The sequence below is a fragment of the Paenibacillus stellifer genome (genome assembly GCF_000758685.1).
Lineage (GTDB): Bacteria > Bacillota > Bacilli > Paenibacillales > Paenibacillaceae > Paenibacillus_AQ > Paenibacillus_AQ stellifer.
The window spans coordinates 710,238-737,213 of record NZ_CP009286.1; the positions used below are offsets into that span (position 1 = coordinate 710,238).

At 53.2% G+C, this 26,976-nt stretch carries 20 protein-coding genes, 1 pseudogene and 3 riboswitches; of the genes and pseudogenes, 9 read left to right on the forward strand and 12 right to left on the reverse strand.

All coding sequences use genetic code 11. The annotated features are described in order from the left end of the window. The first annotated feature begins 296 nt into the window (after window positions 1–296). A complete protein-coding gene (gene guaA / locus PSTEL_RS03395) occupies window positions 297–1,835 on the forward strand; it encodes a glutamine-hydrolyzing GMP synthase (protein WP_038693494.1) in 1,539 nt (512 codons plus the stop codon). Window positions 1,836–2,194: 359 nt separating this feature from the next. Here the strand turns inward: guaA and PSTEL_RS03400 are convergent, their stop codons facing one another. The 3 genes and pseudogenes from PSTEL_RS03400 to PSTEL_RS03405 form a co-directional block, all read right to left on the reverse strand. Beyond that, on the reverse strand, window positions 2,195–3,370 hold the full coding sequence (locus tag PSTEL_RS03400) for an MFS transporter (protein ID WP_038693496.1): 1,176 nt from the start codon (window positions 3,368–3,370) through the stop codon (window positions 2,195–2,197). Between the two features lie 10 nt (window positions 3,371–3,380). After that, window positions 3,381–3,464 (reverse strand): annotated as a pseudogene (locus tag PSTEL_RS28885) (oxidoreductase); the annotation flags it as partial. 19 nt (window positions 3,465–3,483) lie between these two features. After that, the gene (locus PSTEL_RS03405; protein WP_038693498.1) at window positions 3,484–3,768 is read right to left on the reverse strand and encodes an Atu4866 domain-containing protein; all 285 of its coding nucleotides are present in this window, start codon (window positions 3,766–3,768) and stop codon (window positions 3,484–3,486) included. A gap of 171 nt (window positions 3,769–3,939) precedes the next feature. On the opposite strand from PSTEL_RS03405, the gene PSTEL_RS03410 reads away from it, so the two are divergent. Further along, window positions 3,940–4,887, forward strand: a complete 948-nt coding sequence (locus tag PSTEL_RS03410; protein WP_052098169.1) for an AraC family transcriptional regulator — start codon at window positions 3,940–3,942, stop codon at window positions 4,885–4,887. Window positions 4,888–5,187: 300 nt separating this feature from the next. Here the strand turns inward: PSTEL_RS03410 and PSTEL_RS03415 are convergent, their stop codons facing one another. From PSTEL_RS03415 to PSTEL_RS03425, 3 genes are all read right to left on the reverse strand, one after another. Then, window positions 5,188–6,057: an SDR family NAD(P)-dependent oxidoreductase gene (locus PSTEL_RS03415; RefSeq protein ID WP_038693499.1), complete on the reverse strand. Its 870-nt coding sequence runs from the start codon at window positions 6,055–6,057 to the stop codon at window positions 5,188–5,190. Between the two features lie 46 nt (window positions 6,058–6,103). Continuing rightward, window positions 6,104–7,102: an NADP-dependent oxidoreductase gene (locus tag PSTEL_RS03420; RefSeq protein ID WP_218917572.1), complete on the reverse strand. Its 999-nt coding sequence runs from the start codon at window positions 7,100–7,102 to the stop codon at window positions 6,104–6,106. A 70-nt stretch (window positions 7,103–7,172) separates the two neighbouring features. Then, the gene (locus tag PSTEL_RS03425) at window positions 7,173–7,931 is read right to left on the reverse strand and encodes an SDR family oxidoreductase (protein WP_038693501.1); all 759 of its coding nucleotides are present in this window, start codon (window positions 7,929–7,931) and stop codon (window positions 7,173–7,175) included. A gap of 282 nt (window positions 7,932–8,213) precedes the next feature. On the opposite strand from PSTEL_RS03425, the gene PSTEL_RS03430 reads away from it, so the two are divergent. Continuing rightward, window positions 8,214–8,795, forward strand: coding sequence for a TetR/AcrR family transcriptional regulator (locus PSTEL_RS03430; protein ID WP_038693504.1), 582 nt, complete (start codon window positions 8,214–8,216; stop codon window positions 8,793–8,795). A gap of 304 nt (window positions 8,796–9,099) precedes the next feature. Here PSTEL_RS03430 and PSTEL_RS03435 read toward each other — a convergent pair whose 3' ends face one another. The 6 genes from PSTEL_RS03435 to PSTEL_RS03460 all read right to left on the reverse strand — a co-directional run bounded on the left by PSTEL_RS03435 (window position 9,100) and on the right by PSTEL_RS03460 (window position 17,464). Then, window positions 9,100–11,931, reverse strand: coding sequence for an AfsR/SARP family transcriptional regulator (locus tag PSTEL_RS03435; protein WP_156995761.1), 2,832 nt, complete (start codon window positions 11,929–11,931; stop codon window positions 9,100–9,102). A 42-nt stretch (window positions 11,932–11,973) separates the two neighbouring features. Beyond that, window positions 11,974–13,086: an alanine dehydrogenase gene (gene ald / locus PSTEL_RS03440; RefSeq protein WP_038693506.1), complete on the reverse strand. Its 1,113-nt coding sequence runs from the start codon at window positions 13,084–13,086 to the stop codon at window positions 11,974–11,976. Between the two features lie 109 nt (window positions 13,087–13,195). Then, window positions 13,196–14,005: an SDR family oxidoreductase gene (locus PSTEL_RS03445; protein WP_038693507.1), complete on the reverse strand. Its 810-nt coding sequence runs from the start codon at window positions 14,003–14,005 to the stop codon at window positions 13,196–13,198. 27 nt (window positions 14,006–14,032) lie between these two features. Beyond that, window positions 14,033–15,334 carry an aminotransferase class III-fold pyridoxal phosphate-dependent enzyme gene (locus tag PSTEL_RS03450; RefSeq protein ID WP_245625064.1) on the reverse strand — a complete coding sequence of 434 codons (1,302 nt, stop codon included), beginning with the start codon at window positions 15,332–15,334 and terminating at the stop codon, window positions 14,033–14,035. Window positions 15,335–15,347: 13 nt separating this feature from the next. Then, complete coding sequence (locus tag PSTEL_RS03455; RefSeq protein ID WP_052098170.1) at window positions 15,348–16,103, reverse strand: hypothetical protein; 756 nt, start codon at window positions 16,101–16,103, stop codon at window positions 15,348–15,350. Between the two features lie 14 nt (window positions 16,104–16,117). After that, window positions 16,118–17,464 carry an APC family permease gene (locus tag PSTEL_RS03460; RefSeq protein ID WP_052098171.1) on the reverse strand — a complete coding sequence of 449 codons (1,347 nt, stop codon included), beginning with the start codon at window positions 17,462–17,464 and terminating at the stop codon, window positions 16,118–16,120. 320 nt (window positions 17,465–17,784) lie between these two features. After that, window positions 17,785–17,884, forward strand: a riboswitch (purine riboswitch). 125 nt (window positions 17,885–18,009) lie between these two features. Here PSTEL_RS03460 and PSTEL_RS03465 point away from each other — a divergent pair. The 6 genes from PSTEL_RS03465 to PSTEL_RS03490 all read left to right on the forward strand — a co-directional run bounded on the left by PSTEL_RS03465 (window position 18,010) and on the right by PSTEL_RS03490 (window position 26,762). Then, the gene (locus PSTEL_RS03465) at window positions 18,010–19,410 is read left to right on the forward strand and encodes an NCS2 family permease (protein ID WP_038693510.1); all 1,401 of its coding nucleotides are present in this window, start codon (window positions 18,010–18,012) and stop codon (window positions 19,408–19,410) included. Window positions 19,411–19,622: 212 nt separating this feature from the next. Next, complete coding sequence (locus tag PSTEL_RS03470; protein WP_038693511.1) at window positions 19,623–23,438, forward strand: glycosyltransferase family 39 protein; 3,816 nt, start codon at window positions 19,623–19,625, stop codon at window positions 23,436–23,438. A gap of 31 nt (window positions 23,439–23,469) precedes the next feature. Beyond that, window positions 23,470–24,474, forward strand: a complete 1,005-nt coding sequence (locus tag PSTEL_RS03475; protein ID WP_038693513.1) for a glycosyltransferase family 2 protein — start codon at window positions 23,470–23,472, stop codon at window positions 24,472–24,474. After that, on the forward strand, window positions 24,467–24,925 hold the full coding sequence (locus tag PSTEL_RS03480; RefSeq protein ID WP_052099120.1) for a GtrA family protein: 459 nt from the start codon (window positions 24,467–24,469) through the stop codon (window positions 24,923–24,925). Before PSTEL_RS03475 ends, PSTEL_RS03480 begins: the two co-directional genes overlap by 8 nt. Window positions 24,926–24,935: 10 nt before the next feature. Further along, window positions 24,936–25,610 carry a class D sortase gene (locus PSTEL_RS03485; protein WP_038693515.1) on the forward strand — a complete coding sequence of 225 codons (675 nt, stop codon included), beginning with the start codon at window positions 24,936–24,938 and terminating at the stop codon, window positions 25,608–25,610. 99 nt (window positions 25,611–25,709) lie between these two features. Further along, window positions 25,710–25,790, forward strand: a riboswitch (cyclic di-GMP riboswitch). A gap of 71 nt (window positions 25,791–25,861) precedes the next feature. Further along, a riboswitch (cyclic di-GMP riboswitch) is annotated at window positions 25,862–25,942 on the forward strand. A gap of 13 nt (window positions 25,943–25,955) precedes the next feature. Beyond that, entirely contained in the window at window positions 25,956–26,762 is an 807-nt protein-coding gene (locus tag PSTEL_RS03490) for a transglutaminase-like domain-containing protein (protein WP_038693517.1), read from the forward strand. The last annotated feature ends 214 nt before the right edge of the window (window positions 26,763–26,976 follow it).

Below are 26,976 nucleotides of genomic sequence, written 5' to 3' on the forward strand. Positions count from 1 at the left end.
ATCAGCCTTTCTATTGCTCTGCTATCATATCACATACTCTGGTTGGTATGTTTTGAATATTTTGTCTACAGTTTGCGGAAATTGAGATGACGATGTGGCGGTGGACTCTGCACTGAATGGTCTGTTAAAAACAGTGGTCTTTTCCGGTCCAAATGTAAGCTTTGATCTCCCTCGGGCTAAAGGCTCGTTGTGTTCGGGGAACGTACTCGCTGCCGCATTTTTTGGATGGCTGGCTTTTCTTGACGGTGCGAATTGCGTTTGCGTATAATGAATCCAACAATCAAGGGAGGCTCGTAATGAATAAGCCAAATGAAATTATCGTTGTTCTCGATTTCGGGGGACAATACAACCAATTGATCGCGCGGAGAATCCGGGACCTGGGCGTGTACAGTGAACTGCTGCCCTACAATACGCCGATCGAACGAATCAAGTCGCTGTCACCCAAGGGCATCGTCTTCTCCGGCGGACCGATGAGCGTATACGCTGAGGACGCTCCGCATGTGGACCCGGCGATTTATGACCTCGGCTTGCCGATCTTTGGCATCTGCTACGGCATGCAGTTGATGGCCCATCAGCTCGGCGGCAAGGTGGAGCGCGCCTCGAAACGGGAATACGGCAAGGCGGATCTGACATTTGAAGAGGGAGCGAAGATCGTTAAGGGCCTTGAAGGCGCCCAGACCGTCTGGATGAGCCACGGCGACCATGTGTCCAAGCTGCCGGAGGGCTTCAAGCTGGATGCGGGAACGGAGAGCGCGCCAATCGCGGCCATGAGCCATGAAGGCAAGAAGCTCTACTCCGTGCAGTTCCATCCGGAAGTACGCCACTCCGTACACGGCAACGAGATGATCTCGAACTTCCTGTACGAGGTGTGCGGATGCGATGGCAACTGGACGATGGAATCCTTCATTGAGGATGCCGTGAACGACATCCGCGCCAAGGTTGGCGGCAAGAAGGTGCTGTGCGCGCTGAGCGGCGGCGTCGATTCCTCGGTAGTTGCAATGCTGATCCACAAGGCGATCGGCGACCAATTGACCTGTATGTTCATCGACCATGGCCTGCTGCGCAAGGGTGAAGCCGAGAGCGTAATGGAGACGTTCGTCGGCAAGTTCGATATTCATGTCGTGAAGATCGACGCACGCGAGCGGTTCCTCAGCAAGCTGGCCGGTGTGGACGACCCGGAGAAGAAGCGCAAACTCATCGGCAACGAGTTCATCTACTGCTTCGATGAAGAATCGGCCGAACTGGGTGAATTTGATTTCCTCGCGCAGGGCACGCTGTACACTGATATCGTGGAGAGCGGCACGGCAACAGCGCAGACAATCAAATCGCATCATAACGTAGGCGGTCTGCCGGAAGACATGAAATTCAGCCTGATCGAACCGCTGAACACCTTGTTCAAGGACGAAGTGCGCAAGGTCGGCGAAGAGCTCGGTCTGCCGCGCGAAATCGTCTGGCGCCAGCCGTTCCCGGGACCGGGATTGGCGATTCGTGTGCTGGGCGAAGTGACGGAGGACAAGCTGACGATCGTCCGCGATTCCGACTTCATTCTCCGCGAGGAGATCGCCAAGGCTGGGCTGGATAACGAAATCTGGCAGTATTTCACCGCGCTCCCGAACATGAAGAGCGTAGGGGTTATGGGTGACGCCCGGACCTATTCCTACACGGTCGGCATCCGCGCCGTAACGTCCATCGACGGTATGACCGCTGACTGGGCGCGCATTCCGTGGGATGTGCTGGAGAAGATTTCGGTGCGTATCGTCAACGAAGTGGAGAACGTCAACCGCGTCGTGTACGATATCACCTCCAAGCCGCCCGCAACGATCGAGTGGGAATAATCAAGCGACACTCTATACACTGAAAGACGTTGATTTTACGCCGTTTAGGTAAAACTCATAAGACTTTCTGAGACCAAAACTCTTTTGAATTGTCTCCAAGATTGTCGCCAAAAACTCTCGCCGAATGATTGTCGGTGGGAGTTTTTATTTAGGCTTTAGCCGGTTGGGTGCGTGAAACGCGCGAAACATAAAACCACCTGCTATTGAAGTGATCCCAACAATACAAGTCGAATCCAGTCACGACACATGTGGAGTGCTGTGTGTCGCTTGAGTGGAAGTAAAATTCAGAGCCGCATTTACCTACTTGTTAAAGCCCGAACGTATTCTCCGCTCGGGCTTTCGTGTATGTGGAGTTCCAATTACAATTTTCCTAAGATGGAACGGTCGATGCTTTTTGATTTATTTTTCTGTAAGGAGAAGATTGCTGATAGGATAGCCAGAATAACGATCAGTCCGCCAATCCATGCATTCATGGTGACGGAAAAATGGTTTACAATCAGTCCCCCAACGATAGAACCTGCTGCAACTCCTATGTGTAAAGATGATGTATTAAAGCTCAACTGGATATCCGAAGATTCCGGAGCGGTTTGTATCAGGTAGCTTTGAATGGCAGGACTTGGGGCCATATTACATGCACACCAGACTACGACAACAATGAGTAATAGAAAGATAGAATCTGTAGAAAAAGGCAATAAGAATATAGCCAACGCATGAAGCAGGAGAGTGATGATCATCGTCTTGCCGTTCCCAAGTTTATCTGAGGACCATCCTCCCATCCATCCACCTGCTATACCTGCTAATCCATATACAAACAGAACAAGACTGATCATGTTCGTTGACAGCCCCATCGTCTCATGCAAAAAAGGTGTGATGTAGGTGTAGATTGTGAATTGGCCAGTCATCTGTAAGATTGAGATTGTGTGAGCGGATAAGATTTTAGCATCCTTTAGCGTTCGAAGCTGTTCTCGCAACGGGATTCCTGGACGCGGAGCAACCCGTGGAAGATATCGTTTGACTGCCCAGGTCACGATTAAGGTAAGGGTTCCAACCAAAGCGAATGTTGAGCGCCATCCCCACAGTTCACCGATGAATGTGCCAAGAGGAACGCCAATGACAAGAGATCCGCTTATCCCCATAAAAATAATTCCGATTGCACGACCTCTTAATTCGGGTGCAACTATACTTGAGGCCATAACAATAGAAAGAACAACCACAATCGAGCAACTCGCTGCAAGTATAACCCGCGAAGCAAGAAGAATCGTAAAGGTAGGGCTAACGATAGAGATCATATTCCCTACGAAAAAAACGAACATTGCAGCAGTCAATAATTTTCTGCGTTCTACTTTAGCGGTAAGGGTCATGAGTAGAGGGGAACCAAAAGCAAATACGAATGAATAGACCGTAATCAGTTGGCCAGCGGTACCTAAAGAAACGTTCAGATCTTTTGCGATCATATCGATGATTCCAGCAATGACAAGCTCGACCGTGCCTACTACAAATGAGGCAATTGCTAATATCCATATTCGTTTATCCATTCCAAGCTCCTTACTGCGCGGTTGGCCTTATAATGAGTTCGTTCGCATCGACGTCCGCCGGTTGCTCAATGGCATAAGCGATGGCACTTGTAATGACAATAACTTCTCCGTTACTAACCGACAATATTTTTCGCTCCTTCTTTGTTATGTTCCCGATAGAGGATCATACCTGCGTGGTAGAGCACCCCTTCTCGAAAATCGCCATCAGCCGTAAACCCTGTATCATCTACATATGCGATATGATCGCCTTCGACGGTATAACTGCCTTGATACGCACTCTTGCGATTACCGCGAGCTTCGTCATACCGTCCGTTCGACAGTAGTTCATGCCGGATATATCCGTCTGCGGTAACCCACATTCCGACATAGGGATGAGGATTTGTTTTGTCTGTTTTCATTCTCACGCTCTCCTTTCAGATCGGGTCATCAATGATCTTGATTGATAGATGCAAATTTATTATGTCTCTCCGCACAGGTAAGGCGGTAGCCGGATTACTTCATGCGATTGCCTAATACTCCAAAAAGCCATAAAATGATGGCGAGAAAATTAAAAAAAGGGTTGTGAAGCGATGGAGGGGAAGTTCACGAAGCAGAGGGGAGCGTTAGCACAGGTTATCGATCGCTTCTCAACGCATGATGGCACGCACGAGACGTCGATTCCGGGTTTATGCTTTTTTCGCACGTCCCATATATCCGAAACGGTGCATTCGGTTTATCAACCATCCCTGTGCGTGGTAGCGCAGGGCTCGAAGGTTGTCATGCTGGGGCAAGAGAGCTATCAGTACGATTCAGACCATTATCTGACCGCTTCTGTAAGGCTGCCGATATCCGGGCAAGTCGTTGAGGCGTCACCAGAAGCGCCGTATGTATCTCTTCGCCTGCAATTTACGATGGATCAAATTCTTGATGTGATCCAAACCTCCGCTCAACTCGAGAGTCCTAAACGCCAATATGGACGAGGCCTGGTCATCAATCGAATGAACGATTCGCTGCACGATGCCGTATTGCGCCTTGTACATTTGTTGGACTCGCCCCGCGACATTCCGGTACTTGCGCCGTATGCGATTCGTGAAATCATTTACCGGATACTTCAGGACGAACAGGGCGACACTCTCAAGCAATTCGCTGTAATCGGCAGCCATGCACAGCGAATCGCGAGGGTGATCGAGCGGTTAAACCGCGATTTTGCATTGCCACTGCGCGTTGACGAATTAGCAGAGGAGGCTGGCATGAGCACGTCGTCCTTGTATCATTATTTTAAAGCAGTAACGGCAATGAGCCCGAACCAGTACCAAAAGCAACTTAGGCTGCAAGAAGCGCGTCGCCTTCTCCTATCTGCAACGATGGAAGCGGCTGAGGCGGCTTTTCAGGTTGGCTACGAAAGTCCCTCGTACTTCAACCGAGAATACACGCGGATGTTTGGTAGCCCCCCGATCAGGGACATCCGGCGTTTTCGCGATGCTTTGCAAGCGGGGAAGGCGCTCTGTAACGAAAGCGCCGATCGCCAAAATCTCTAACAATCCACTCATGTGGAATCGGTGGCTTTGCAGGTGTCATCTTTTACATCTAAAGCTGCACAAGGACATAATGAAGATGCCTAGGGATTTCCTTTAGGTACATTTCTAATCGATCGGCTTCACCACGGTGGCGTGGTGTATAACGTGGAGGTGCAATTACCAAAGCGGCGGTCATTAATCATTGAGAGGGAACCGACACTAATAACGAAGATCTCAAACGCGATTAAGCTGCCTGAGATCTTCGCTTTTATATGCAATTAATTACGCAGATTAGCCTGTACTGTGATGGGCCTTCACAACTCAGCCATCAACTAGAATACTTCCGCCAAGAAATTCATGGCTATATATATCAGTGATTTTGTCCAGCACACGCTGCGCATGTTCTGTAAATTTCAAGTTTGTCACCCGATTTTTCAACAAAAACACGCCGGTTTCATTGCGGTGTTTGCCGAGGGCTGCCTCAAACAACAGGTTGGCGCCATGGGTAGGCGGAGAGGAAAATAACTTCATAAACAGTTCAAACCCTGCGGTCAGTCCGGAATCTTTTCCTTTTCTTAGTGTATTGTTAATTCCCGGGTCAACGCTGCGTATCTTGATGCCTTTCTTGGCAAGCTGCGGTGCGATGGCTTGGGTCCACAACGAAAGAGCCAGCTTTGAAGTCGCATAAGGTCCATACATTTTGCGGAAGGTTTTGGGATGCTCCAGGTTTTCGATCGTAAACTCCTTCGTAAATCTAAACACCTGCGATGAAGTGTTAATCACCGTTTTTAAGTTGCCGTTCTCCAACAGATCCTTCAATTCCATCAGAATAATATAAGGAACGACCGTCAACAATTCATAATGCAGTTCGCGGCCTTGTTTCGAAGAACGAAGCTCACTTAAGCCCCCTCCGGCGTTGTTGAACAAAATATCGATTCGCTGCTCCTTACTCTTAATCTCTTCCAAAGCGTGTCTCAAGCTGCCATAATCGGTGAGATCCTTCACTTTATAGGCTCGGAGCTGTCCGTCCTTGAGATGAGCTTGAAGGAATTTATCGTCCGCTGGAAAATCTGACCGGATCAAAGCAATCACCTGCCAGTTCTCCGACAGCATTTTCCGGGTCAATGCCAACCCGATCCCGCTACTTGCGCCTGTAATCAGTGCGATATGTTCTAGTTGGTTCTTACTCAATGCATGTCCTCCTTCATTCAGCATATTCATCGGTTATATGTGCTCATCAGTCGGAGTCGGGCAGGAGGATCAGTTTGCCATGGGCACTCCCACTCTGGCTGGTCTCGACAGCTGAACGCCATTCGTCGAGTGCGAAAGTCTTGGCGACCGGAATCGTGAACTTGCCGTCTGCTGCATACCCGGCAAAGTCGCCGACAACGTCATAACGTGCGGTCTGTAACTCTCCATAGCTGGCGCGAACGCCAAGTTCAGCGGCTGCAGCGAAATCACTGACGGTTAGGACATGCTGCGGATGCCCATTGACGATTTGGACCAGATCTTTCAATGAACCGCTGATTGGTGCGGTATCCAGGGCAAGATCAACCGGCTGCTTCGCCAGTTCGGTCACCCGTTCGACCATTCCATCACCGTACGAGGTCACCAGCGCCCCCATGGCGCGGAGTTTGTCGGCGTAGGTAGTACCAGCGGTTGCGATCACGCGGGCACCGCGCATGAGGGTAATCTGAACGGCGGCGAACCCTACCGTGGTGCCAGCTCCGTGCACGAGTACGGTCTGACCCGATTTCACCCCGAGAGTATCAATGCCCCGGTAGGCGGTTTCGACCGCCATTGGCAGCGCTGCAGCCTGAACAAAGTCGAGTCCGGCCGGCATGCGGAACCAGTAGTACATGATCGCTTGGTCCGATGCACCGGCGCTCGATCCACTCATGAAATCTGCGCCACCCAGAACGGCATCACCGATGGCAACATCGGTTACGCCCTCTCCAATGGCGTCTACAATACCGGCCACGTCCAGCCCGATCCCGCGGGGCAAGGGCAGTTGACCGGCAAAGTGTCCTTGGCACGTCACCCAGTCAACCGGATTTAACCCGCAAGCACGTACTCTCACGCGAATTCGTCCCGGCCCTGGTTCCGGAATCGCCACCTCCTCCAAGCGTAAGACATCGGTCGGTTCGCCGTATTCATGGAACCGAATTGCCCGCATGGTAGCAGGGTTGGATGCCTGATTCTTCTCATCTTTGAAAGACGTATCTAAATTCTCCATTTCGATGTTCCCTCCATTTTGCTCTGATGGAATAGCGTTCTTTCATGTATTCAATCGGTCATCCAAGTGCTCAGATCTGGGAGCCGCCTCCGTCAACAGGGAACTCTGCCCCAGTGGTATAGGTGGCCTCAAATGCCAGAAATGCTACGGCTTTCGCGACCTCGACCGGATCGCCGAAACGCAGCATGGGGATCTGCTGTTTCATCTGCGCCTCGGTCTGTTCCGCAACTTCCTTCGGCATCGACCGCGCCAAGATGCCGGTGTCGATGGGGCCGGGGCTGACCGCGTTGACGCGAATCTTCCGCGGTAACAGCTCGCGGGCCAGACTGCGGGTCATGGAGCGCAGCGCTGCTTTACTGGCCGCGTACGCACTGATCATCGGGACACCCAATACGTTCGTGATAGAGGTGGTGAGCACCACGCCACTTCCTTCGTTTAGCAATGGGGCAAGTTTCTGTACGGTGAAGTACGGACCTTTCGTGTTGATTGTAAGTAACTCGTCGTACACATCCTCGGACATTGACTCGAAAGGGACGTAGTGCGTGATGCCGGCGTTAACGAACAGGGCATCAATCGTGCCGAACTCGGCCTTGACCCGGTCGGCCAATTTATCGATATCTGTCAACGACGCGGCGTCGCTCAGCAATGAAACCGCGCTGCTGCCGAGTTCTTCAAGAGCCGAGTCGAGCTTAGCCTGGGTACGTCCGGTAATCAAAACGCGTGCTCCTTCATCCACGAACAACTTCGCCGCTGCGAGGCCAAGGCCGCTGCTGCCTCCCGTAATTACGATTTTCTTCCCGGAGAATTTCCCCTTACCGAATTGTTCCATTTGAATCATCCTCCCTTGGTTTATCTGATATATAATCTTGCAACAGACGGCCTATTGTTGGATAAGAAGCCCATAGTAAATTGCACAAGCAATCACCATAATAGGGATTTACTGCTTTCACAATTGACCCAACAGTGTAGCAAAAACTACACTGTCTGTGTTAATCTTATCTAAGCGATTTGGGTTCTACAACCAGTAAACAAGCGCATTCGTGGCTTATCCAACACACATACTGAACTGTTGTTTTTTTAATATATTGTGAGAGAGAGGGAGAAGTATAACATGCTTACTCAGACAATCGACCCCCGTGTAAAACGGACACGTCAACTATTGATGCAGGCTTTTGTGGAATTGCTTGAGAAGAAGAAGAATGTCTCTTCTATTACCGTACAAGATATTACGGCCAACGCGACCGTAAACCGCTCCACGTTCTATGCGCATTTTGAAGACAAATTCGCATTTCTTGAGAGCTGGATGAGGGAAAAATTTCAGGAAAAGCTGAAGGATGAGCTGCCTAATGGTACTTTATCCGATATGGGGAGCCTGCGGTCGCTTATTTTAATCGTTTTTGATTTTCTTTTCTGTACTCGTCCGTATATGACTTTAGCTGATCGTCAGTATGAACCGTTATTTCAGGTCGCAATGCAAAAGGAACTATATGACCTATTACTTACCTGGTTAAGTGAACAATCGGAACCATCCGTTTCACGGGAATCGGTGGAGACTGCCGCCCTGATTGCAAGCTGGGGCATATTTGGAGCAGCGGTCGAGTGGAGTAGACATCCGCAATTGAAATCGGCGGAAGACATGGCGCGAGAAGTTTTGGTGATCGTTGCTGCTGGTTTAGCACCCGTAATAGGGTAATAATGTGGTAATTTAACCCAATAAGAACGAAGAGACGCCCGGGAGACTTCCCGAGTGTCTCTTTTTCCTTAGCTGTTAAGGATGGTATGTCAGTAAGAGGACGTGCAATAGCGTCGGCAAGAAGCGTTTGGTTCGGCTCCGTAAGTGTTTGATTTCATTTGGCTTCGCGAAAGTTGAGTTATCTCTCCAAATATGAAACGAACGTCAAGAAGTAATGGCATTGTAGGTGTAATCCAAAAAGATTATTATGGAACGCGCGGAAGCAGAGCCGCCATGCGCCACACCATCCGGCTCCGGCGGACGCTTATTCCGCCAACGCCCTGCGCATCCGCTCGGCAACACTTGCGGCATGGGACGGCAGGCGGTACTGTTCCAGCATCGCGATATAAGCACGATAATTGGCTTCGTTGTAAGGGTCCTTCGAGATCAGCTTCTCATAGTATTCCATGCTGCGGTAGCAGTCGCCCTGCTCGGCGTAATGCCCCGCCAGCTCGCTCAGCACCTGCAAATACTTGATCCGGATGCGCTCGCGTTCCGGTTCGATGAACGGCTCATACCGGTATTCCTCCAGCAGATCGCCCCGGTACAGCTGCTCGGCGCGGATCAGGCGCTCCATGTCGCGGTGGCTCTGCCCGCTAATGCCGCTCATATTCAGAAATGTATTCAAATCGAGGTCGATCCGGCCGTGATGCAGCGAGTAGAGACCTTCGGAATTTCCGATGTAACTGGAATGCCGCCCGGATTGCAGGCTGGGCTCCAGCGTGCTTCGCAGCACTGACAGAGCTACATACAATTGATTCTGAGCGGATTCGGGAGATTGATCCGGGAATAGCTCTTCCATGAGAACTTCCTGAGGGATTCTCCGGCCGTTATTTACGATCAGATAGAGAAGCAGTCTTAAGCTTGCTCTTCTCTTGATTTGAACGGGGCGGTGATCGAACGCGATTTGCAGCTTCCCGAGCGTCTCGATTTTGAGCGAAGGCGCAATGACCGGTTCAACCCACTCTACGGCTGAGTCCGGCTGGCGCGCCTTAAAGCGGTTCTCTATCCAGGGATAGCCATACTCCCGGCATAGACGGGTAAGCTCCATCCATTTCGCCTGCCGCTCGGCTTCGTCGGCTCCTCTGTTCAAGAGCAGCTCGTATTGGCTGGCGACGACTTGTGTCAGATTGAACGCAAAGGATTGCAGGTTCAGATATGCCCGATTCAGCGCTTCCTCGGCGGCATCCCACTGCCCTGCGCACATATACGCCATCCCCAGATGATGGCTGGCAAGCCCGGTGTCATACCCGATCCCGAACTCATCGGCATTTCGAACCGCTTTGAGTCCCCATTCGATCGCCGCCCCGGGTTCGTTTCTTACGCTGTAATACTTGCTTTTGCCACAGTAAATGTACAAGTTCAAGGTATTGTCCTCAATGCCGTTTCCTTCAAGCGCTTTGTCCAAATACTCTCCAGCCTCGGGCGCTCCTTCCTCGATCAAAATGTCGGCCAGACCGCTTAGGGCGTACAGCCGGAAATGCTCCGCCCCTTCCGATTCGGCCAGAAACAGGCATCGCTGCGCGCATGCCTTGGCCTGTGCCGTCTGATTCAGATTGAGCAGAAGCTCCGACATAATGTTCAGATTAAGCATAACCATATGCCAATCCTGCAACCGCTCGAACATTTGCAGAGACTCCTCGAACAAATGACGGGCCTTCTCCAGCTCCCCGAGCAGCATGTAAATGCCCGCGACCTGCTGCTTGACGCTGGCGACACCCATTGCGTGCTGCTGATTCTCCAGCAGAGCGAGGCTGTTCTCCAGATGCGGGATCAATTTTTGCAGAATCGACAGCGGTACAGAACGGTACACGAAAATGGGGGATGCGAGCGATTGTCTGGCGAAGAACTCCTCCAGCCAATTCTCGATCAGATCGATGAATTGCAGCGGCTGATACCTGGTCTCCAGCGTCCGCATCAGCCGGACGGCGTTCGAGTAATCTCCACCCAGCATCGCATGGGCAAACGCGTGGAAGTATTTATAATGGCGTTCATAGATGGCGCTGAGCTGCCGGTGATTGCGCTCCATCTCATGCCGGTCCGTCTCCTTGCGGTACAGCTCGAACAGGAACGAGCGGAACAGCCGGTGAAATTCGAATTCGCCCCTGGCATTTTTGCGGACGAACAGGAACCGCTCGGACAGCGATTCAAGCACATCGGGGTCAGCAGGCTCCAGGTATTGCCGGATAATGGCGGAATCCAGCTCCTTCAGGATGCTGGTCATGAGGAGAATGCGCCGGATTTCCGGCTGCTGCCGGTCCAGCACCTCGCTGGCCAAGTAATCATAAATATGCGGAAGTGCGGGGAACTGCTTCCAGATTCGCTCCCGCTCCTCCCGGGTTCTGCCCTGGATGGCGTCACGGACAAGCTGAAGGCTGGCCGGCCAGCCTTCAGTTTTGTGAACGATCAGCTCAAGCTCGAAGCTCTCCAGCGGATCGGCGCCGGCGTCCCGAAAGAAGGCCTCGACTTCCTCTCTCGAAAAAGCAAGCTCCCGATTTGTAATTTCCGCATATTGGCGTTGTACCTTATGCGAAGCGTAGGGCAAGGAGGGGAGCTGCTGGCCGATCAGCACGAAGGTAACGCGGGACGAGGATTCCCGGATCAAGAGGTTCAGGATGTCCAGAATCTCCCGCACGGATTGGATCATTTGAATATCGTCGAATACCAGGTACAGCTCGGAGGTCCAATTCGACAGCATGAGCGAGACTTCTTCCAGCTCTTCGCGGACAGACTCCGGCATGACCGGCTGGGTGAGATGATGACCCGAATTCAGGCATAGCGCCGCTTTTAGATGGGTGAGTAAAATATGGGGATAACGATCGCTTTCATTCAAGCGATACCAGACGGCCGGAATATTTCTTTCCCGGACATAGCCGGATATTAAAGTCGTCTTGCCATAGCCCGGCTCGCTGATGACCGTGATCAGCTTCGCATGCCGATGCTCGTCCAGGAACGAATATAGGCGTGTTCTGGGCAGACAGGGGGAACAGTCCGGTATCGTGATTTTACTCTCACGGATAAACAATGAGGTCACCTCGCCTTGCGGAAATCTGCCCGATTGCGGGTCCAGTAAATATACTGGTGACCAATTCGCCACGATCCATCCGAAATCCTCTCGGAAGGCGGGATCTAAGGGATTTTAGAGTGCGTCAAGCAGCGGAACTTCGGGAATTCCGAGCGACTCTGCAACGGCTCTGCATGTTACTTGTCCGTTGATCACACAGAGTCCTTTCGCAAGCGCCGGGTTGCTTAAGACAGCCTGCCTTAACCCGTGATTGGCCATCAGCAGCCCGTAAGGCGTCGTCGCGTTGCTTAATGCGGTGGTGGAAGTTCGGGGAACCGCACCCGGTATGTTGGCGACCGAATAATGGAGAATGCCGTGGCGCTCGAATGTAGGGTTTCCATGAGTCGTAATCCGGTCGACCGTTTCAATCGAGCCGCCCTGATCGATCGCCACATCCACGATGACCGAGCCTGGCCGCATCTGCTTGACCGTCTCCGCCGTCACGACCTTCGGCGATCTGGCGCCGGGCACAAGCACCGCTCCGACCAGCAGATCGGCCTTCTGTACGGCCTGGGCGAGCACATAGGGATTGCAGATCAAGGTTTTCAGCCTGCCGCCGAATTGATCATCCAGCCGCCGCAATCGCTCCGGGCTGATGTCGAGAAGGGTGACATCGGCGCCGAGTCCGGTCGCCACCCTGGCGGCGTTCGTGCCGACGGTTCCGCCGCCGACAATGACGACCTCTGCCGGCCTCGCGCCCGGAACCCCGCCAAGCAGCATTCCTTTGCCGCCGGAGGGCTTCTCCAGCAGACGGGCTCCGATCTGAACCGACATTCTCCCGGCCACTTCACTCATCGGTATCAGCAGCGGCAGGCTTCCATCGCCAAGCTGAGTCGTTTCGTAGGCGACAGCGGACACGCGGCGGTCGATCAGCGCCTGCGCCAACTCGGGCGAGGGGGCCAGATGAAGGTAGGCGAAGAGAATCAATCCCTCGCGAAAATACGAATATTCTCCCGGCTGCGGCTCTTTGACCTTGACCACCATTTCCGCCGACCAGGCGGTGGCTGCATCCCGGACAATCCGGGCGCCCGCATCGATATATTCGCTGTCCCCGAATCCGCTGCCTTCCCCGGCCCCGGCCTCGATCCATACCTCATGTCCATGCTGGCGATAGACCTGAACGGAGGAGGGCGTCATTCCCGCGCGGCTCTCATAGCTTTTGATTTCTCTGGGCACGCCGATAATCATGGGCAGCACGCTCCTTCGAAGAAATAATTAGGCGAGGCTCCCCAGGCAGGCACAAGAATTGGCAGTCCGGCTAAGCCCCGCCTTTGGGGAATTTGTTCTGCTCCGGCGATTACTTCTCGATCTGGCCCCGGACGAGTCCGATGAACCATCTTTCCGGAATCAGCTTGCGGAGCGCCAGCAGCAGCGGGGCAGGCTTGCCTGCCGGATAGCGCAGACGGCTGGAGCCGTCGGTCGCGGCTCTGTAGATCGTCTTCGCGACCGTCTCTGAAGTGTCGCCTGTCGTGTAGCTCTGTTCAATATTGGACATTGCCGTCTGGACGTAAGGCTGATATTCCGCAAGCTTCTCGTCATTGATGAAATCGAGCGAGCGGGTATTGAAATCGGTCTTGATCACTCCCGGTTCAATCATTTTAAGCTTGATTCCAATGGCGCGAAGCTCGTAATGCAGTGATTCGGAGAAGCCCTCGACCGCCCATTTGGTGCTGTGATACAAGCTGTACAGCGGGAAGGTGGTCTTGCCTCCCATAGACGAGATGTTGATGATCATGCCGCTTTTTCGGGCCCGGAAGTAAGGGAGGATACAGGAGGTGACATTCATCAGCCCGAACACATTCGTTTCAAACTGGCGTTTGATCCGTTCCATGGAGGCGGCCTCGAACACGCCGACCGCGCCGTAGCCGGCATTGTTCATCACCGCGTCGATCCCGCCGAAATCGGAGATCGCTCCGTCGATGGCTAGCCGGATGCTCTCCGTGTCCGTCACGTCCAGCCGGTAATACCGGATGCGCGGCGATGAAGGCTTTTGGCCCTCGGGACTACGCATCGTGGCAGCCACGTTCCAACCCTTCTGTGCAAAATAGTCCGCGGTCGCCCGCCCGATTCCCGACGATGCTCCTGTAATCAATATCGTTCTGGTCATGTCCTGCCTCCTGAAATGTCGCCCATGCTAAGCGTATTGGGGGAGCAATTGTTTCACGGCCTTGAAAGCGTCGTCCGCCACGTCAAGCGTAAAGGCGATATCCTCGTCGGTCAGCGCCGTATTCAGAAAATGATTGTGGTGATTCGTGAAGAAGACGCCGCGCTGCACACAGGCGGCAATCCAGGCTTGATGAAGCACCTGGGTGTCGTCATCCGTAATTCTCATATACCACAGCGGCAGCTCGCCGCTGATGTTCAGATGGAATCCGTGGCTCTTGGCTACATCGACCAGCCCGCCCGTCAATTTCTGGCCGATCTCGCGGAGCAGCTTGGGCGCGTCGATCCGCTTCAGCTTCTGGATTGTGGCGATTCCGGCTGCGAACGGGACGGACGAGAACCAGTAGCTTCCCGTATAGAAGACCGAGGCGGCTGTACCTTTCAGCTCCTGGATGCCGCAGATCGCCGACACATTATGCCCGTTGGCAAGCGCTTTGCAGAAGCAGATCAGGTCCGCCTTGAAGCCGTAATAGTGATCCGAGCCGGCCAGATCGAGCCGGAAGCCGCAGCGCACATCGTCAATGGCGAGCACGATGCCGTGCTTCGTGCAGAGCGCCCGTACTTTGCTCCAGTAATCCGCAGCCGGCAGCTCGTTGTCGACATAGTTCCCGTGGGAATACGGGCAGGCCATCAGACAGGCGATCTCGCCCGGGTGCTGCTCCACCAGATTTTCGAGCGCCTGATAGTCGTTCCAGTCCACGTACAAGTTGTGGGAGACGTCCTCCTCGACGACGCCCGCGTTGCCGATCAGCTTCGCCCAGGGGGATACGCCGTGATAGTCTCTTTTCACAAAAATTGCCTTTTTCCTGCCCGTCTCGGCTCTTGCAATTGTCAGCGCGAAGCTCGTTGCATCCCCGCCGTTCTTGGCGAAGAAGGCCCAGTCGGCCGAATGGACCGTATCAACCAGCAGCTCGGCGAATTCGATCATTTTGATGGATGGCAGCGTCACACAGTTGCCCAGCCCGGCCTGCTCGTTCGCAGCGCGCTCGACCTCCTCGTCGTTATAGCCCAGGATGTTGGGGCCGTACGCGCACATATAATCAATGAACCGGTTGCCGTCTACATCCCAGAAATAAGCTCCGTTCGCCCGGCTGGCGTAGAATGGAAAAGCGCTCGGCGGCAGCATGCTTCCCTCGACCGGGCCCAGATGCCCGTACACGCCGGAGGGAATGACCTTCAAGGCTCTTTCCAGCAGCTGCTTGCTCGTAGGATAGGAGTAGGTTTGCATCATAATCGCCTCTTTCAATCGGATTCGTTCATCGAATTTCGTCATTCGGACCAAGAACTCAAATATACAGCGGCACTCTCGATAAAATATCGCTAAGATGCTGAATCATCGGCATCATGCCTTTCAGCAGGAGATTCTCCCGGACAACCAGCTCATGCACGTCAGCCCGCTCGCTCAGCAGGTCGCCTGCCGACTGCACCGTATCGAAAATCATGAAGGAGCGCGGCGGCACGGAAGTGCTCTTCATCGCCGTCAGCCGTCCGCTCCTGGCCTCCAGGAAGACCTGTTGTCCGCTTTCCTGAATGGACAGTGAGACCACGCCGTCGGGAATCCGCTTCGCAATCTCCTGGCCGACCCGGTCGTAATTGGCGATGCAGCCCAGGGCATATGCAGCGGTATGGAGCAGGAAACCGGTGTGCTGACGAAAAAAGTCGGGGTCCCCTAGCAGCTCGGGCTGCGGCTTCAGATAGTATTCCAGGCGTTTGGTGAGTTGGGTGAATTCGTTGGTCAGGAACCCCAATTTCGTGAACCCTTTAACAGGAATCGGATTGGCCGCGCCGTCGATCATCCGGTTGAAATGGTCGGTGGAACGAAAATACAGCTTGATTGATGAGGAACCTTCATCTTCGGTCATCTTGCATTTGCCGTCCCGGAATACGAGTGTTGCCGAGGGGCCGTTTTGAATGGAGAACCGGATGGATTGCTGCTTGCCGCGAATGAGTCCCTGCGATGCTTCGTCCACCTCGCACAGTTCTTCCAGATTTCTAAGAATGGCGTACAGATTAATCGCCGCTTTTGTATGGCTGCTTGACATATGAACCCTCCCTCTTACACATGATCAAAAATTCCCCAGTTCGGCATCTGCCGGAACATCCGGGTTTTTACCGCCAGATAGGCAAGTCCCGCAGCGACCCACGCTCCCCCGACGATCAGCGCCTGAGACTTCAAATTCGCGAGCAGCCACAGGTTGCATACAACCCCGGCTAACGGAATGAGAAAGTACATGAGGGTCGTTCTTACCGAACGCTGTCCGGTTCTCACATAATAGTGGGCAATGACGGATATATTCACAAAGGCGAAGGCGATAAAGGCGCCAAAGTTAATGAATGAGGCCAGTGTAACGAGATCCACGAGGGAAGAGACAACAACAGTAAAGATGCCGATAAAAATAATCCCTCCGACCGGAGTCATATGCCGCTTGTGCAGGTGGCCGAACAGCCTTTGTGGAACAACGCGGTCCTGGCCCATGACAAATAGTAGGCGTGAGATGCCTGCTTGCTGCGATACCACCAGCACGAAGATGGAGGCGGCGCTGACGACCATGAACAGATTTTCAAAGGCTGCTCCGCCCAAAAAATTCATCAGCTCCAGAGCCGCCGTGTCCGTCGACGAGAACGAGCCGCCCCGGAAGGCAAGGCCTCCCAAATAGGCGATGAAGAAATAGAGCGCGCCCATCAGCACCGTCACGATGATCAGCGTCCGGGGAATGGTTCGCTGCGGCTCGACCGATTCGTCGGTAATCGTAGTCACCGCGTCGAAGCCCAGGAAGGACTGGCACACGAGAGCCGTTCCCGCGATTACGCTGTGCAGGACGCCGGAGTGGTTCGGGAAGAGCGGGGCGGATGAAGGAGGCGCCGACAGCGCCGGATGAAGGATTTTATAAGCGCATAACCCCAAAAATACGGCGATCAACAAGAATTGAAGCCCGACGATCACCCGGTTAACCTTGATGGTCGTCTGCATGCCCCGGATGTTGAGGAGTGTGCTGAAGGCGACGAGGACGGCGACCCAGCCCACGCTGGGAACTGCGGGAAGCATGTCATGAAGGGCCAGCCCCAGAAACAGCACCGACAGCATCGGTACAAAGGCATAATCGAGCAGAAGCGTCCAGCCGACCAGAAATCCGGCGTACGGATGCACCGCTTTTTGCACATAGCCGTAGGCTGAGCCGGAAGTCGGCAGCACTTTGACCATTCTTCCGTAACTATATGCCGTAATGAGCATGACCAGAAAAGCGATCAAATAGGCGGTCGGCAGCATTCCGTCCGATATTTCGGTCGCGACTCCGTAGGTTCCGAAGATTGCGACAGGAGCCATCAAAGACACGCCGAAAATAATCTGTTTGCCCTGCGTCAGGACTCTTGGCGGTCCTTTAGCTTGTTCCGCTCTCTCCAATTTGGATCACTCCTCTCCTTATTTGACGTCATATATACGGAATGTAATTTGACGCAATCTCATCTTACAGAAGCGATCTTACTGATATCTTACCGGAATATGAGTAAACCTCACATAAATGAGGGGGTGGTCCAATTTTGATGGAGATTTGGCGGGGGTTGGGTTAAATAATCTGACGTTAATCGGGGATGCATGAACTTGATTTTTCAGGATATCCTAATGATAACCATATCATCCCATAACCGAACATTCACAGGAACATGACCGGGAATGTTCGTTTTTACTATTGACAAGCGATGTGAGGTCAGCCTAAAATGAGAAAGCACAACAACATCACTATTCGTATAATCCCGGGGATTGGCCTGGGAGTCTCTACGAGGTCACCATAATGACCTGGCTACGATATAAAGGGATGCCGTTTCTTGCTGCTTTCCGCGTTTTGGCGCGCGGCGGCGAGGTGGCGGTATTTCTTCTCAGCCGGCGTCGTCTTCGACACCGGCTTATTTGTTGCTGCCCATCTATTACTACCTTAGGGGGAGAACATTTTGGAACGCTTTTTCAAACTCAAAGAGAACGGCACCAACGTACGTACCGAGATTATGGCCGGCCTGACGACCTTTATGGCGATGGCTTACATCCTGTCGGTCAATCCCGGCACTCTGACGGCGTTCGGCCGGATCGACATGGGCTGGTATTCCGTCTTTCTGGCGACCGCGCTTGCAGCGGGTATTTTTACGATCGCCATGGGACTCTTCATTAATTTCCCGGTTGCGCTCGCGCCCGGCATGGGACTGAACGCTTACTTCGCATCGGTTGTCCTGTCCTCAGCCACGACGGATCATCCGTTCACCTGGCAGATGGGCTTGACGGCGGTATTTATCTCCGGCTTGATCTTTATCCTGCTTACGGTTACCAAGGTCCGGCAAATTCTGCTTGACGCCATTCCGGACAGCCTGAAGCATGCCATCACCGTCGGCATCGGCCTGTTCATCACGATCATCGGCCTCAAGAACAGCGGCCTGATGACGATCGGCGTTGAAGCGGGCAATGCGATTCCGGCCAACACCTTCACGGATGTGCTGTCCTTCGAGACGGTTATTCATATGGGCAGCCTTGATAACACGAATGTTCAGCTGGCAATCATCGGATTGCTGCTGATCGGAATTCTGATGGTGCTCCGCGTCAAGGGAGCCATCCTGTTCGGTATTCTCGGCACGACCATTGTCGGTGTGCTGATGGGCGCGGTCGATTTCTCCACGCTGTCCAATCCGTCGACACCTTGGGTTCCAGACTTCTCGCAGCTCAACTTCTGGTCCTTTGACTGGGAGGGCATTATGCATACCGGCATCATCTCGGCGATCGCTACATTCACGTTCGTCGAACTGTTCGATACGTTCGGAACGCTGGTTGGCACAGCGCAGCGCGCCGGCATTATGGACAATCCTGAAGTCGGCAAGAAGCGTGTCGGCAAAGCGATGCTCGTCGATGCGGCAGCCGTTGCCGGGGGCGCAATGCTCGGAACTTCCACGACGACCGCTTATGTCGAGAGCGCAGCGGGCGTAGCTGAAGGCGGACGTACAGGCCTTACCGCCGTTACAACCGGCGTATGCTTCCTCCTCGCCCTGTTTCTGGCGCCGGTCGCTGCTCTGATCCCGGGCTCCGCCACTGCCGCGGCGCTGATTATCGTCGGCGTGCTGATGGCGCAGTCGATCCGCCAGATCGATTTCAGCGATATGGTCATCGCAATTCCGTCGTTCCTGACGCTGGCTATTATGCCTTTCACGTACAATATCGCCAACGGCATTTCCTTCGGGATCGTCACTTATGTCGTACTGGCATTTGTGGCGAATATCTCCGGCAAGAAGAAATACGACATCCACTGGATGATGTGGCTCCTGGCCATCCTGGTCGTTCTCCGCTATGTGCTGATCGGCAGCCAGGGGTAAGAGCAGAGCTTACCGAGGCAACGGCTTCTTCCAATAAGGAAGGGGCCGTTTTCTTTTTTAACAAGCTGGAAGGGAATGGAGGTAGGAGGATTGGCTCCACTGCACAAGGGATGGCGGACTTTCCTTCACCTGGATATTCGATTATATTGAAATGAGGGGAAAATCAAGGAATGGCCTTGTACATAGATTCGGTTCAAAGGTGGTAAAGACGAATGAAAAAGTGGCCTCTTGCCGCGAAATTGACGTTATTATTGATGCTCTTCATGCTGGTGCTGCCAGCCGGAACGATGTTTGCGGAAGGAAACCTGCTCAAGAACCCGGGATTTGAGGAGGCGGACGGCAAGGTGCCCGTTTCGTGGACTCAGGATTTATGGGTCCAGGGCGGGGAAGCCAGTGTGCTGTCCGTTGAATCTGAAGATGTGCATTCCGGCGCTTACGCGGCCGTCATCGAGAACCGGCAGCCCAATCATGCGAAATGGATTCAGACCGTTGCCGTCAAGCCGGACACGCACTACAAAGTATCCGGCTGGGTCAAGGTGGTAAGCGCCGGAAGCGAGGGTCTTGGGGCCAACTTCTTCGTCGCGGGCGTAGGCGGAGGCTATCCGAGCACCAAGGATACCGGCGGAACCTGGCAGGAGCTGACCTTTGTCGGCAAGACGGGAAGCGGTCAGAAGGAAATGACGATCGGCGCGGCTCTTGGGGGCTACGGCAATCTTGCCACCGGCAAGGCTTATTTTGACGATGTTACCGTGGAGGAACTGACTTCCGCTCCGGCGGGCGCTTCGGTTATCTCGCTCGATTCCTCCTCGGGTGTCAGCCAGGAAGTTAAGGCATTGAAAATCTCCTGGAAGAACATTCTGATCTTCTCGGCGCTGTTCTCGGGCCTGTTCGCCTGGGTGTACCGGACCGCCTTCAGAAGCGACCGCCTGCTCCGCAAGGAGAAAGGTTCATATGGAGCCTGGCTATGGCTGGCCATGGGAATTGCCTTCCTGCTGCGGCTGCGGCTCGGGTGGACGCAAGAAGGGTATATGAGCGACATGAGGACCTTCATGTACTGGGGCCAGCGGCTGGCTGAAGTTGGTCCGGGCCGCTTCTATCAAGAGGGCATATTTGCCGATTATCCGCCCGGCTATCTCTATATCCTGTATTTGCTCCACAGCCTAAAAGTCGGTCTTGGCATCGTTCCCGGCTCCGGAGGCGAGATGCTGCTGTTCAAACTGCCGGCGATTCTCTCCGATCTTGTTGCGGGCTGGCTCATTTATCGCTATGGCAGCAAAAAGCTTGGCAGCGGCATCGCCCTCGGCCTGTCGCTTCTGTATCTGTTCAACCCGGCCGTTCTGACGGATTCGGCCGTCTGGGGACAGGCGGACGCTTTCTTCGTCCTGTTCCTTCTCGTCAGCATCATCGCCGTTTCGGAGAACAAGCTGGCTGCCTCGGCGGTCTGGTTCGCCATTGCAACGGCGGTCAAGCCTCAGGCGCTGATTTTTACGCCGGTGCTGCTGTTCGCCTTTTATCATAGACGGGCTTGGTTGGAGATGCTTAAGGGCGCAGTCTTTGGTCTAGTGACCTTTGCGGTGATTACGCTGCCCTTCTTCTGGGGGAACGGCGGACTCAAAGGGCTGATCGATCTCTATATGGGCACGCTGTCCTCTTACCCGTATTCGACGGTTAACGCCTTTAACCTGTACACGCTTATCGCGCCGTCATGGACGTCGATCGACCAGACCTGGCTGGGCATTCCGTTCCGCATTTGGGGCAATATCGCGATTCTGGCCGCTGTCGTGCTGGCCGGGGTGTATTCGTTCCGGAAGGACCGGAAAGATTTGTCCAAATCTTACTTTATCGGGCTTGTCCTTATTGTCGTCATGTTCGTTGTTGGAACCAAAATGCATGAGCGCTACATGTTCCCGGCACTTATTCTCAGCTTGTTCACCTTCATGGAGACGAAGGACCGCAGGCTGCTGACCCTGTTCTTCGGCATCAGCCTTACGCAGTATATCAATGTCGCCTATGTGCTGCTGTTCCTGAATGCGGGCCAGAACCCGGGATCGGACGGCGTTGTTATTTTGACGTCGATTGCCAATATTGCCTTGCTGCTCTTTATGCTGTATACGGGCTGGGATATCTATTACCGAAGACGGATTCTGCCGCTCGCACCTCCGCGTACCCAAGGGGAGCTGCGGGCATCCGATCTGGCGCTTGCTGGTGAGCTGCGCATTCCCGAAGGTGAATCTGCCGCAGCCCCGCCGCGTCTGCTCCGCAAGGATTGGTTATGGATGGGAGCCATAACGGTGCTGTACGGTGCGCTTGCGCTTGTGCATCTGGGCTCTTCATCTTCGCCTGAGACAGTCTGGGCGCCTTCATCTGCCGGTGAGAGCTTCGTTGTCGATCTGGGAAGCGCGAAGCAGCTCGACCGGGTGCAGATATTCGGCGGCGTGGGAACCGGGGAGTTTACGCTGGAATTCGGGCAGACGCAGGACAGCTTCTCCTCCCCGCTCAAAATCAACGAAGACGTCGGCAACGTCTTTATATGGAAGAGCAATGACCTTAACGTGTCGGCGCGCTATGTGAAAGTGAACGTAAACACGCCGGGCTTCTATTTGCACGAAATGGCCTTTTACGAGCAGGGATCGGCCACGCCGCTTCCGGTTTCGAACGTATCGGAGGATACGGGAGGCACACCGAAGACAGGGAAGCCTGCCAATCTGTTTGACGAGCAGCAGTTGATTCCTGCCAATTCGGGCTTCATGAACAGCTCTTATTTCGATGAAATTTACCATGCGCGTACAGCCTATGAATTCGCTCATGGTATCGTTCCGTACGAGAACACGCATCCGCCGCTTGGCAAGCTGTTGATCTCGGTGGGAATGGCGCTGTTCGGAGTCAATCCGTTTGGCTGGCGGATCGTCGGCACGGTGTTCGGCATCGCCATGCTGCCTGCCCTGTATGTCATGGCGCATAGATTGTTCGGACGCACCCGCTACGCCGCGCTTGCGACAGGGCTGTTCGCCTTGGACTTCATGCATTTCACCCAGACGCGGATCGCGACCATCGATGTATACGTCGTGTTCTTCATTATGTTGATGTTCTACTTCATGCAGCGGTATATGGTGATGAACTTCTACCGCGTTCCACTGCGCCGAACGCTCTGGCCGCTGTTCTGGTCAGGCCTGTTCTTCGGCATCGGGGTCGCATCCAAATGGATCGCGCTCTACGGCGGAGCGGGCCTTGCCATCATGCTCGGCATTTCGCTCTTTGACCGCTACCGGCAGCACCGGGCGGCGCGCCGCCTGCTGGCGGCGGGGGCAGCCGGAGATCCGGCGATGGCGGAAGCATGCAGGGAAGCGGCGGGCTCTTTTTGGAAAAAGACTATTATCACCTTGTCCTGCTGTCTGGTCTTCTTCGTCGTGATTCCGGCTGCGATCTATAGCGCATCATTCATCCCCGTACTGTCTGTGACCGAACAGGGATATACGTTCAAGGGCTTGATTGACGCACAGACCAGTATGTACGATTATCACAGCAAGCTTGAAGCTACCCATCCGTTCTCTTCCCAGTGGTGGCAGTGGCCGTTCATGAAGCGTCCGGTGTGGTTCTTCAGCGGTGGCGAAGGACAGCCGGCCGGAATGGTGAGCAGTATTGTGACCATGGGGAATCCGCTGATCTGGTGGACCGGTGTGTTCGCGGTTCTGGCGTTGCTGTGGCTGACGATCAAACGCAGGCAGAAGGCGGAATATATGATCTGGATCGCATATTTTTCCCAGTATGTGCCCTGGATGCTTGTTCCAAGAACGACATTCCTGTACCATTATTTTGCAATGGTTCCGTTTATGATTCTGGCGCTGGTGTACGTGTTCAGGCAGTTTGACGATCTGCTGCTGGAGCGCCGGGCGAAGACAATCCGGTATGTCTATGTAGCTGCGGTATTCGTGCTCTTCGTGATGTTCTATCCCGTTCTCTCGGGCATGCAGGTCAGCGGCAGTTATGTGACCGGAATTCTGCGCTGGTTCCCGACGTGGGTCTTCTAAAGGCCCTTTCTAAAATGTAGGAGGAAAAGAAATGAAAGCCAGGTACAGCGTCGTCATCCCGATGTATAATGAAGAACAAGTCATCTCGCATACACATCAGCGTCTGAAGCAGGTAATGGACAACACCGGCGAACCGTATGAGCTGGTGTTCGTGAACGACGGTAGCCGTGACAGGACGGCGGCCATCATCCAGGATATCGCGGACAACGATCCGAATGTCAAGCTGATCGACTTCTCCCGGAATTTCGGGCATCAGATCGCTATTACGGCGGGAATGGACTATGCGGAGGGCGACGCGGTTGTGGTGATCGATGCCGATCTGCAGGACCCGCCGGAGGTTATTTTGGAGATGATCGCGAAGTGGAAGCAGGGGTATGAGGTGGTGTATGCCAAAAGGCTGAAGCGCCATGGCGAGACCCTGTTCAAAAAGACGACCGCTAAAGTGTTCTACCGTCTGCTCAGCAGCATGACCAGCGTCGACATTCCGACGGATACCGGCGATTTCCGGCTGATTGACAGCAAGGTGGCCGATGTAATGCGGGATCTGAAGGAGAAGAACCGGTACGTCCGGGGGCTGGTAAGCTGGGTAGGCTTCCGTCAGGCGAGCGTGGAATATGTGCGTGAGGAGCGTTTTGCGGGCGAGACGAAATATCCGCTTAAGAAAATGATCCGCTTCGCGCTCGACGGCATCACTTCTTTTTCCCATAAGCCCCTTAAGATTGCTTCTTATCTGGGCTTTGCGCTCTCAATCTCCAGTTTCATCTATTTATTCGTCGTTCTGATGCAGAGGTTATTCACCGACCACACGGTGCCCGGCTGGGCATCCATCGTCGGCGTGAACCTGCTGTTCAACGGGATCGTACTGATGATCCTTGGGGTAATAGGGGAGTATATCGGACGGATTTACGACGAATCCAAAGGCCGTCCGCTGTATATCGTCCGTCAGACGGTAGGTTACCGGAAATTGAAAGCCGAAGAAATCGAGCTTCTGAACGAGGAGGCCCGGCATTTGCGAAAGGATGGGCGGTATGAATAACCAGAATTTCAAACGTGACTTCATCCAGTTCGTGAAATTCAATATTGTTGGTCTGCTTAATACGCTCGTCGATATGGCTGTGTTCGCATTGCTGAATGGGGTATTAGGCTTATTCTATATCGGGGCGCAAATTATTTCCTACAGTGCGGGAACGGCCAACAGCTTTATTCTGAACAGCAAGATTACATTTAAGGACCGCCAGCGGAGCAAAGAAGAGGGCTTCGACCATATGCAGCTTATCCGGTTTGTGGTGCTGAACCTGGTTGTGCTTGGCATCTCTCTGCTGCTGATGAGCCTGCTGATCGACCGATTTGGCCTGCAGGAGCTGGTTGCCAAGGTGCTGGTTACGTTCGTGACGGTCATTATTAACTTTTTCGGCAGCCGGAAGTGGGTATTCACCGCTCCCAAGGAGACTGTGCCGGCTCCGGGATCGAACATTGAACAGCGATAGGAGGAGACCCATGCGGAAGCTGTCCTATATTATCATCATCGCCGGTCTGCTTCTGATACTCTACCCCAAGGGGAGCGAATGGTTCGAAGACTGGAAGCAGCAGCGGCTGCTGGAGCAAGCGGAGCAGAGCTTTGACCAGAGTCCGAAGCAGAGCGAGGTTGCCGGTGGGACTGCCGCAGACCCTGATCTCAGATTGAAATATGCCAAGGTGACGCAGCTTCTTGCGGATGAATCGGCTCTCAATGAGCAGGATCAGCTCTCGGAGGCTGAAAGCGATCCGGCCGGCGATGAAAAGGCGATTGCGCTGATCGAAATTCCCTCCATAGATGTGAAGCTTCCCGTTCTGGAGGGGGCGACCAAAGCGAACATGAGACATGCCGCCGTTCATATGACCGAAACCGCACCGCTAGGGGAAGTCGGCAATTCGGCCATCGCCGCACATCGGGCGCATACCAAAGGCAGATTGTTCAATAGACTGGGTGAAGTGAAGATTGGCGATACCATTACAATCAAGACCAAGAGCGAAGACTTGGAGTATAAGGTCTATGAGATCCTGGTAGTAGAGCCGACGGATATCTCGGTGCTGGAAGGAAACAATAAAGACCGGATTCTTACTTTAATTACTTGCGATCCGCTAATTAATCCGACTCATCGTCTGATTATTCATGCCAAACTTGATGCATAAGCCCTTTTTCGAAAAAAATAAATAAAAATCTAGGCGATTTTTCCTAGATAACTATTTTCTTAACTATTAAAATATGGTACTCTATTCATAGAAAGCTAAACACGATAACGGCAAACCTGTCGAAAGGCAGGGACGCAAAGCTAAAGGGCCTTCCCGTAAGGATGGCAGCCAGCTACCGAATGAGAGGCTTTTTTTGTTTAGTCGTACAGTATGAAAATGGGAGTTGTTCTTTTTTATGTAAGGTGGAGATTCCACGATAACGGCAAACCTGTCGAAAGGCAGGGACGCAAAGCTAGAGGGCCTTCCCGTAAGGATGGCAGCCAGCTACCGAAAGGAGTTTTTCATATGAAGAAGCTTTACGGCTTTATTCTTTCTTTGTTTGTAATTGCTGGGTCTATCCAGTTTGCCCCTAAAGCCTTCGCAAGTGCGGAATGGCTCGATACCTCGAATATAGGCCAAGGTGTTATTGGAATTCATTATTCCGTCCCTCAGAATAAAAAGACCAAACTGATGATCACCAAGAACGGCAGCAGCTACACGTATAACCTGTATGCGTCCAAGTCGGATGAAAGCTTCCCGCTTCAGCTCGGAAACGGCACCTATAAAGTATCGATCATGGAGAACACTACAGGCAACAAGTACAAGCTGATTGATTCCGATTCCATCGAACTGTCCCTCACCGACCCGAATGCCGTATATTTAAGTTCTGTTCAGAACATTAATTGGAGTCCATCCGACCGCGCTATTCAGAAAGCTAAACAGCTTACACAGAACGCGGCTACCGATAAAGATAAAGTAACAGCTATCTATAACTATGTAGTTTCGAATGTCAAATACGATTATGATCTTGCCGCCAATGTAACTACGGATTACATCCCGAGCATTGATAACACGCTCGCTACGAAGAAGGGCATCTGCTATGATTACGCTTCTCTCTTCGCCGCCATGCTGCGCAGTGTGGATGTGCCGACGAAGCTCGTTATGGGGCAGAGCAGCTACGTAACTGCGTACCATGCCTGGAATGAAGTACTGATTGACGGCCAATGGGTCACAATCGACACGACAGTGGATGCAGGGCTTGGCAAGACCAAGCAGGCAACCGGCAGCATCACCAAGCTCGCCAGCAAATATACGGGCGCTAAGTATTACTAATAAGTGAGGCTGTATAACTTAACCTAAGGGAACCCCAAAGAGTTGATTTCGCAAGTTGTGAAATCAACTCTTTTTATTTTTTTTGAAAAGCTCTTGCGTATTTATTGTGACATGTGGTATATTCAAATTCCGGCCAAGAAACACGAGCTGCTGATTCAAAAAAAGAAATAAAAAAAGCTTGCGTTGATGACTTGGTTGTGATAAGATATAAGAG

Coding starts and splice junctions, on each gene's coding strand:
- PSTEL_RS03475 (WP_038693513.1), top strand. CDS start 23,470: ATGAAAGCCAGGTACAGCGTCGTCATCCCGATGTATAATGAAGAACAA.
- PSTEL_RS03400 (WP_038693496.1), bottom strand. CDS start 3,370: ATGGATAAACGAATATGGATATTAGCAATTGCCTCATTTGTAGTAGGC.
- PSTEL_RS03480 (WP_052099120.1), top strand. CDS start 24,467: ATGAATAACCAGAATTTCAAACGTGACTTCATCCAGTTCGTGAAATTC.
- PSTEL_RS03445 (WP_038693507.1), bottom strand. CDS start 14,005: ATGACCAGAACGATATTGATTACAGGAGCATCGTCGGGAATCGGGCGG.
- PSTEL_RS03430 (WP_038693504.1), top strand. CDS start 8,214: ATGCTTACTCAGACAATCGACCCCCGTGTAAAACGGACACGTCAACTA.
- ald (WP_038693506.1), bottom strand. CDS start 13,086: ATGATTATCGGCGTGCCCAGAGAAATCAAAAGCTATGAGAGCCGCGCG.
- PSTEL_RS03410 (WP_052098169.1), top strand. CDS start 3,940: ATGGAGGGGAAGTTCACGAAGCAGAGGGGAGCGTTAGCACAGGTTATC.
- PSTEL_RS03490 (WP_038693517.1), top strand. CDS start 25,956: ATGAAGAAGCTTTACGGCTTTATTCTTTCTTTGTTTGTAATTGCTGGG.
- guaA (WP_038693494.1), top strand. CDS start 297: ATGAATAAGCCAAATGAAATTATCGTTGTTCTCGATTTCGGGGGACAA.
- PSTEL_RS03470 (WP_038693511.1), top strand. CDS start 19,623: ATGAAAAAGTGGCCTCTTGCCGCGAAATTGACGTTATTATTGATGCTC.
- PSTEL_RS03405 (WP_038693498.1), bottom strand. CDS start 3,768: ATGAAAACAGACAAAACAAATCCTCATCCCTATGTCGGAATGTGGGTT.
- PSTEL_RS03425 (WP_038693501.1), bottom strand. CDS start 7,931: ATGGAACAATTCGGTAAGGGGAAATTCTCCGGGAAGAAAATCGTAATT.
- PSTEL_RS03485 (WP_038693515.1), top strand. CDS start 24,936: ATGCGGAAGCTGTCCTATATTATCATCATCGCCGGTCTGCTTCTGATA.
- PSTEL_RS03450 (WP_245625064.1), bottom strand. CDS start 15,334: ATGACGAAATTCGATGAACGAATCCGATTGAAAGAGGCGATTATGATG.
- PSTEL_RS03420 (WP_218917572.1), bottom strand. CDS start 7,102: ATGGAGAATTTAGATACGTCTTTCAAAGATGAGAAGAATCAGGCATCC.
- PSTEL_RS03455 (WP_052098170.1), bottom strand. CDS start 16,103: ATGTCAAGCAGCCATACAAAAGCGGCGATTAATCTGTACGCCATTCTT.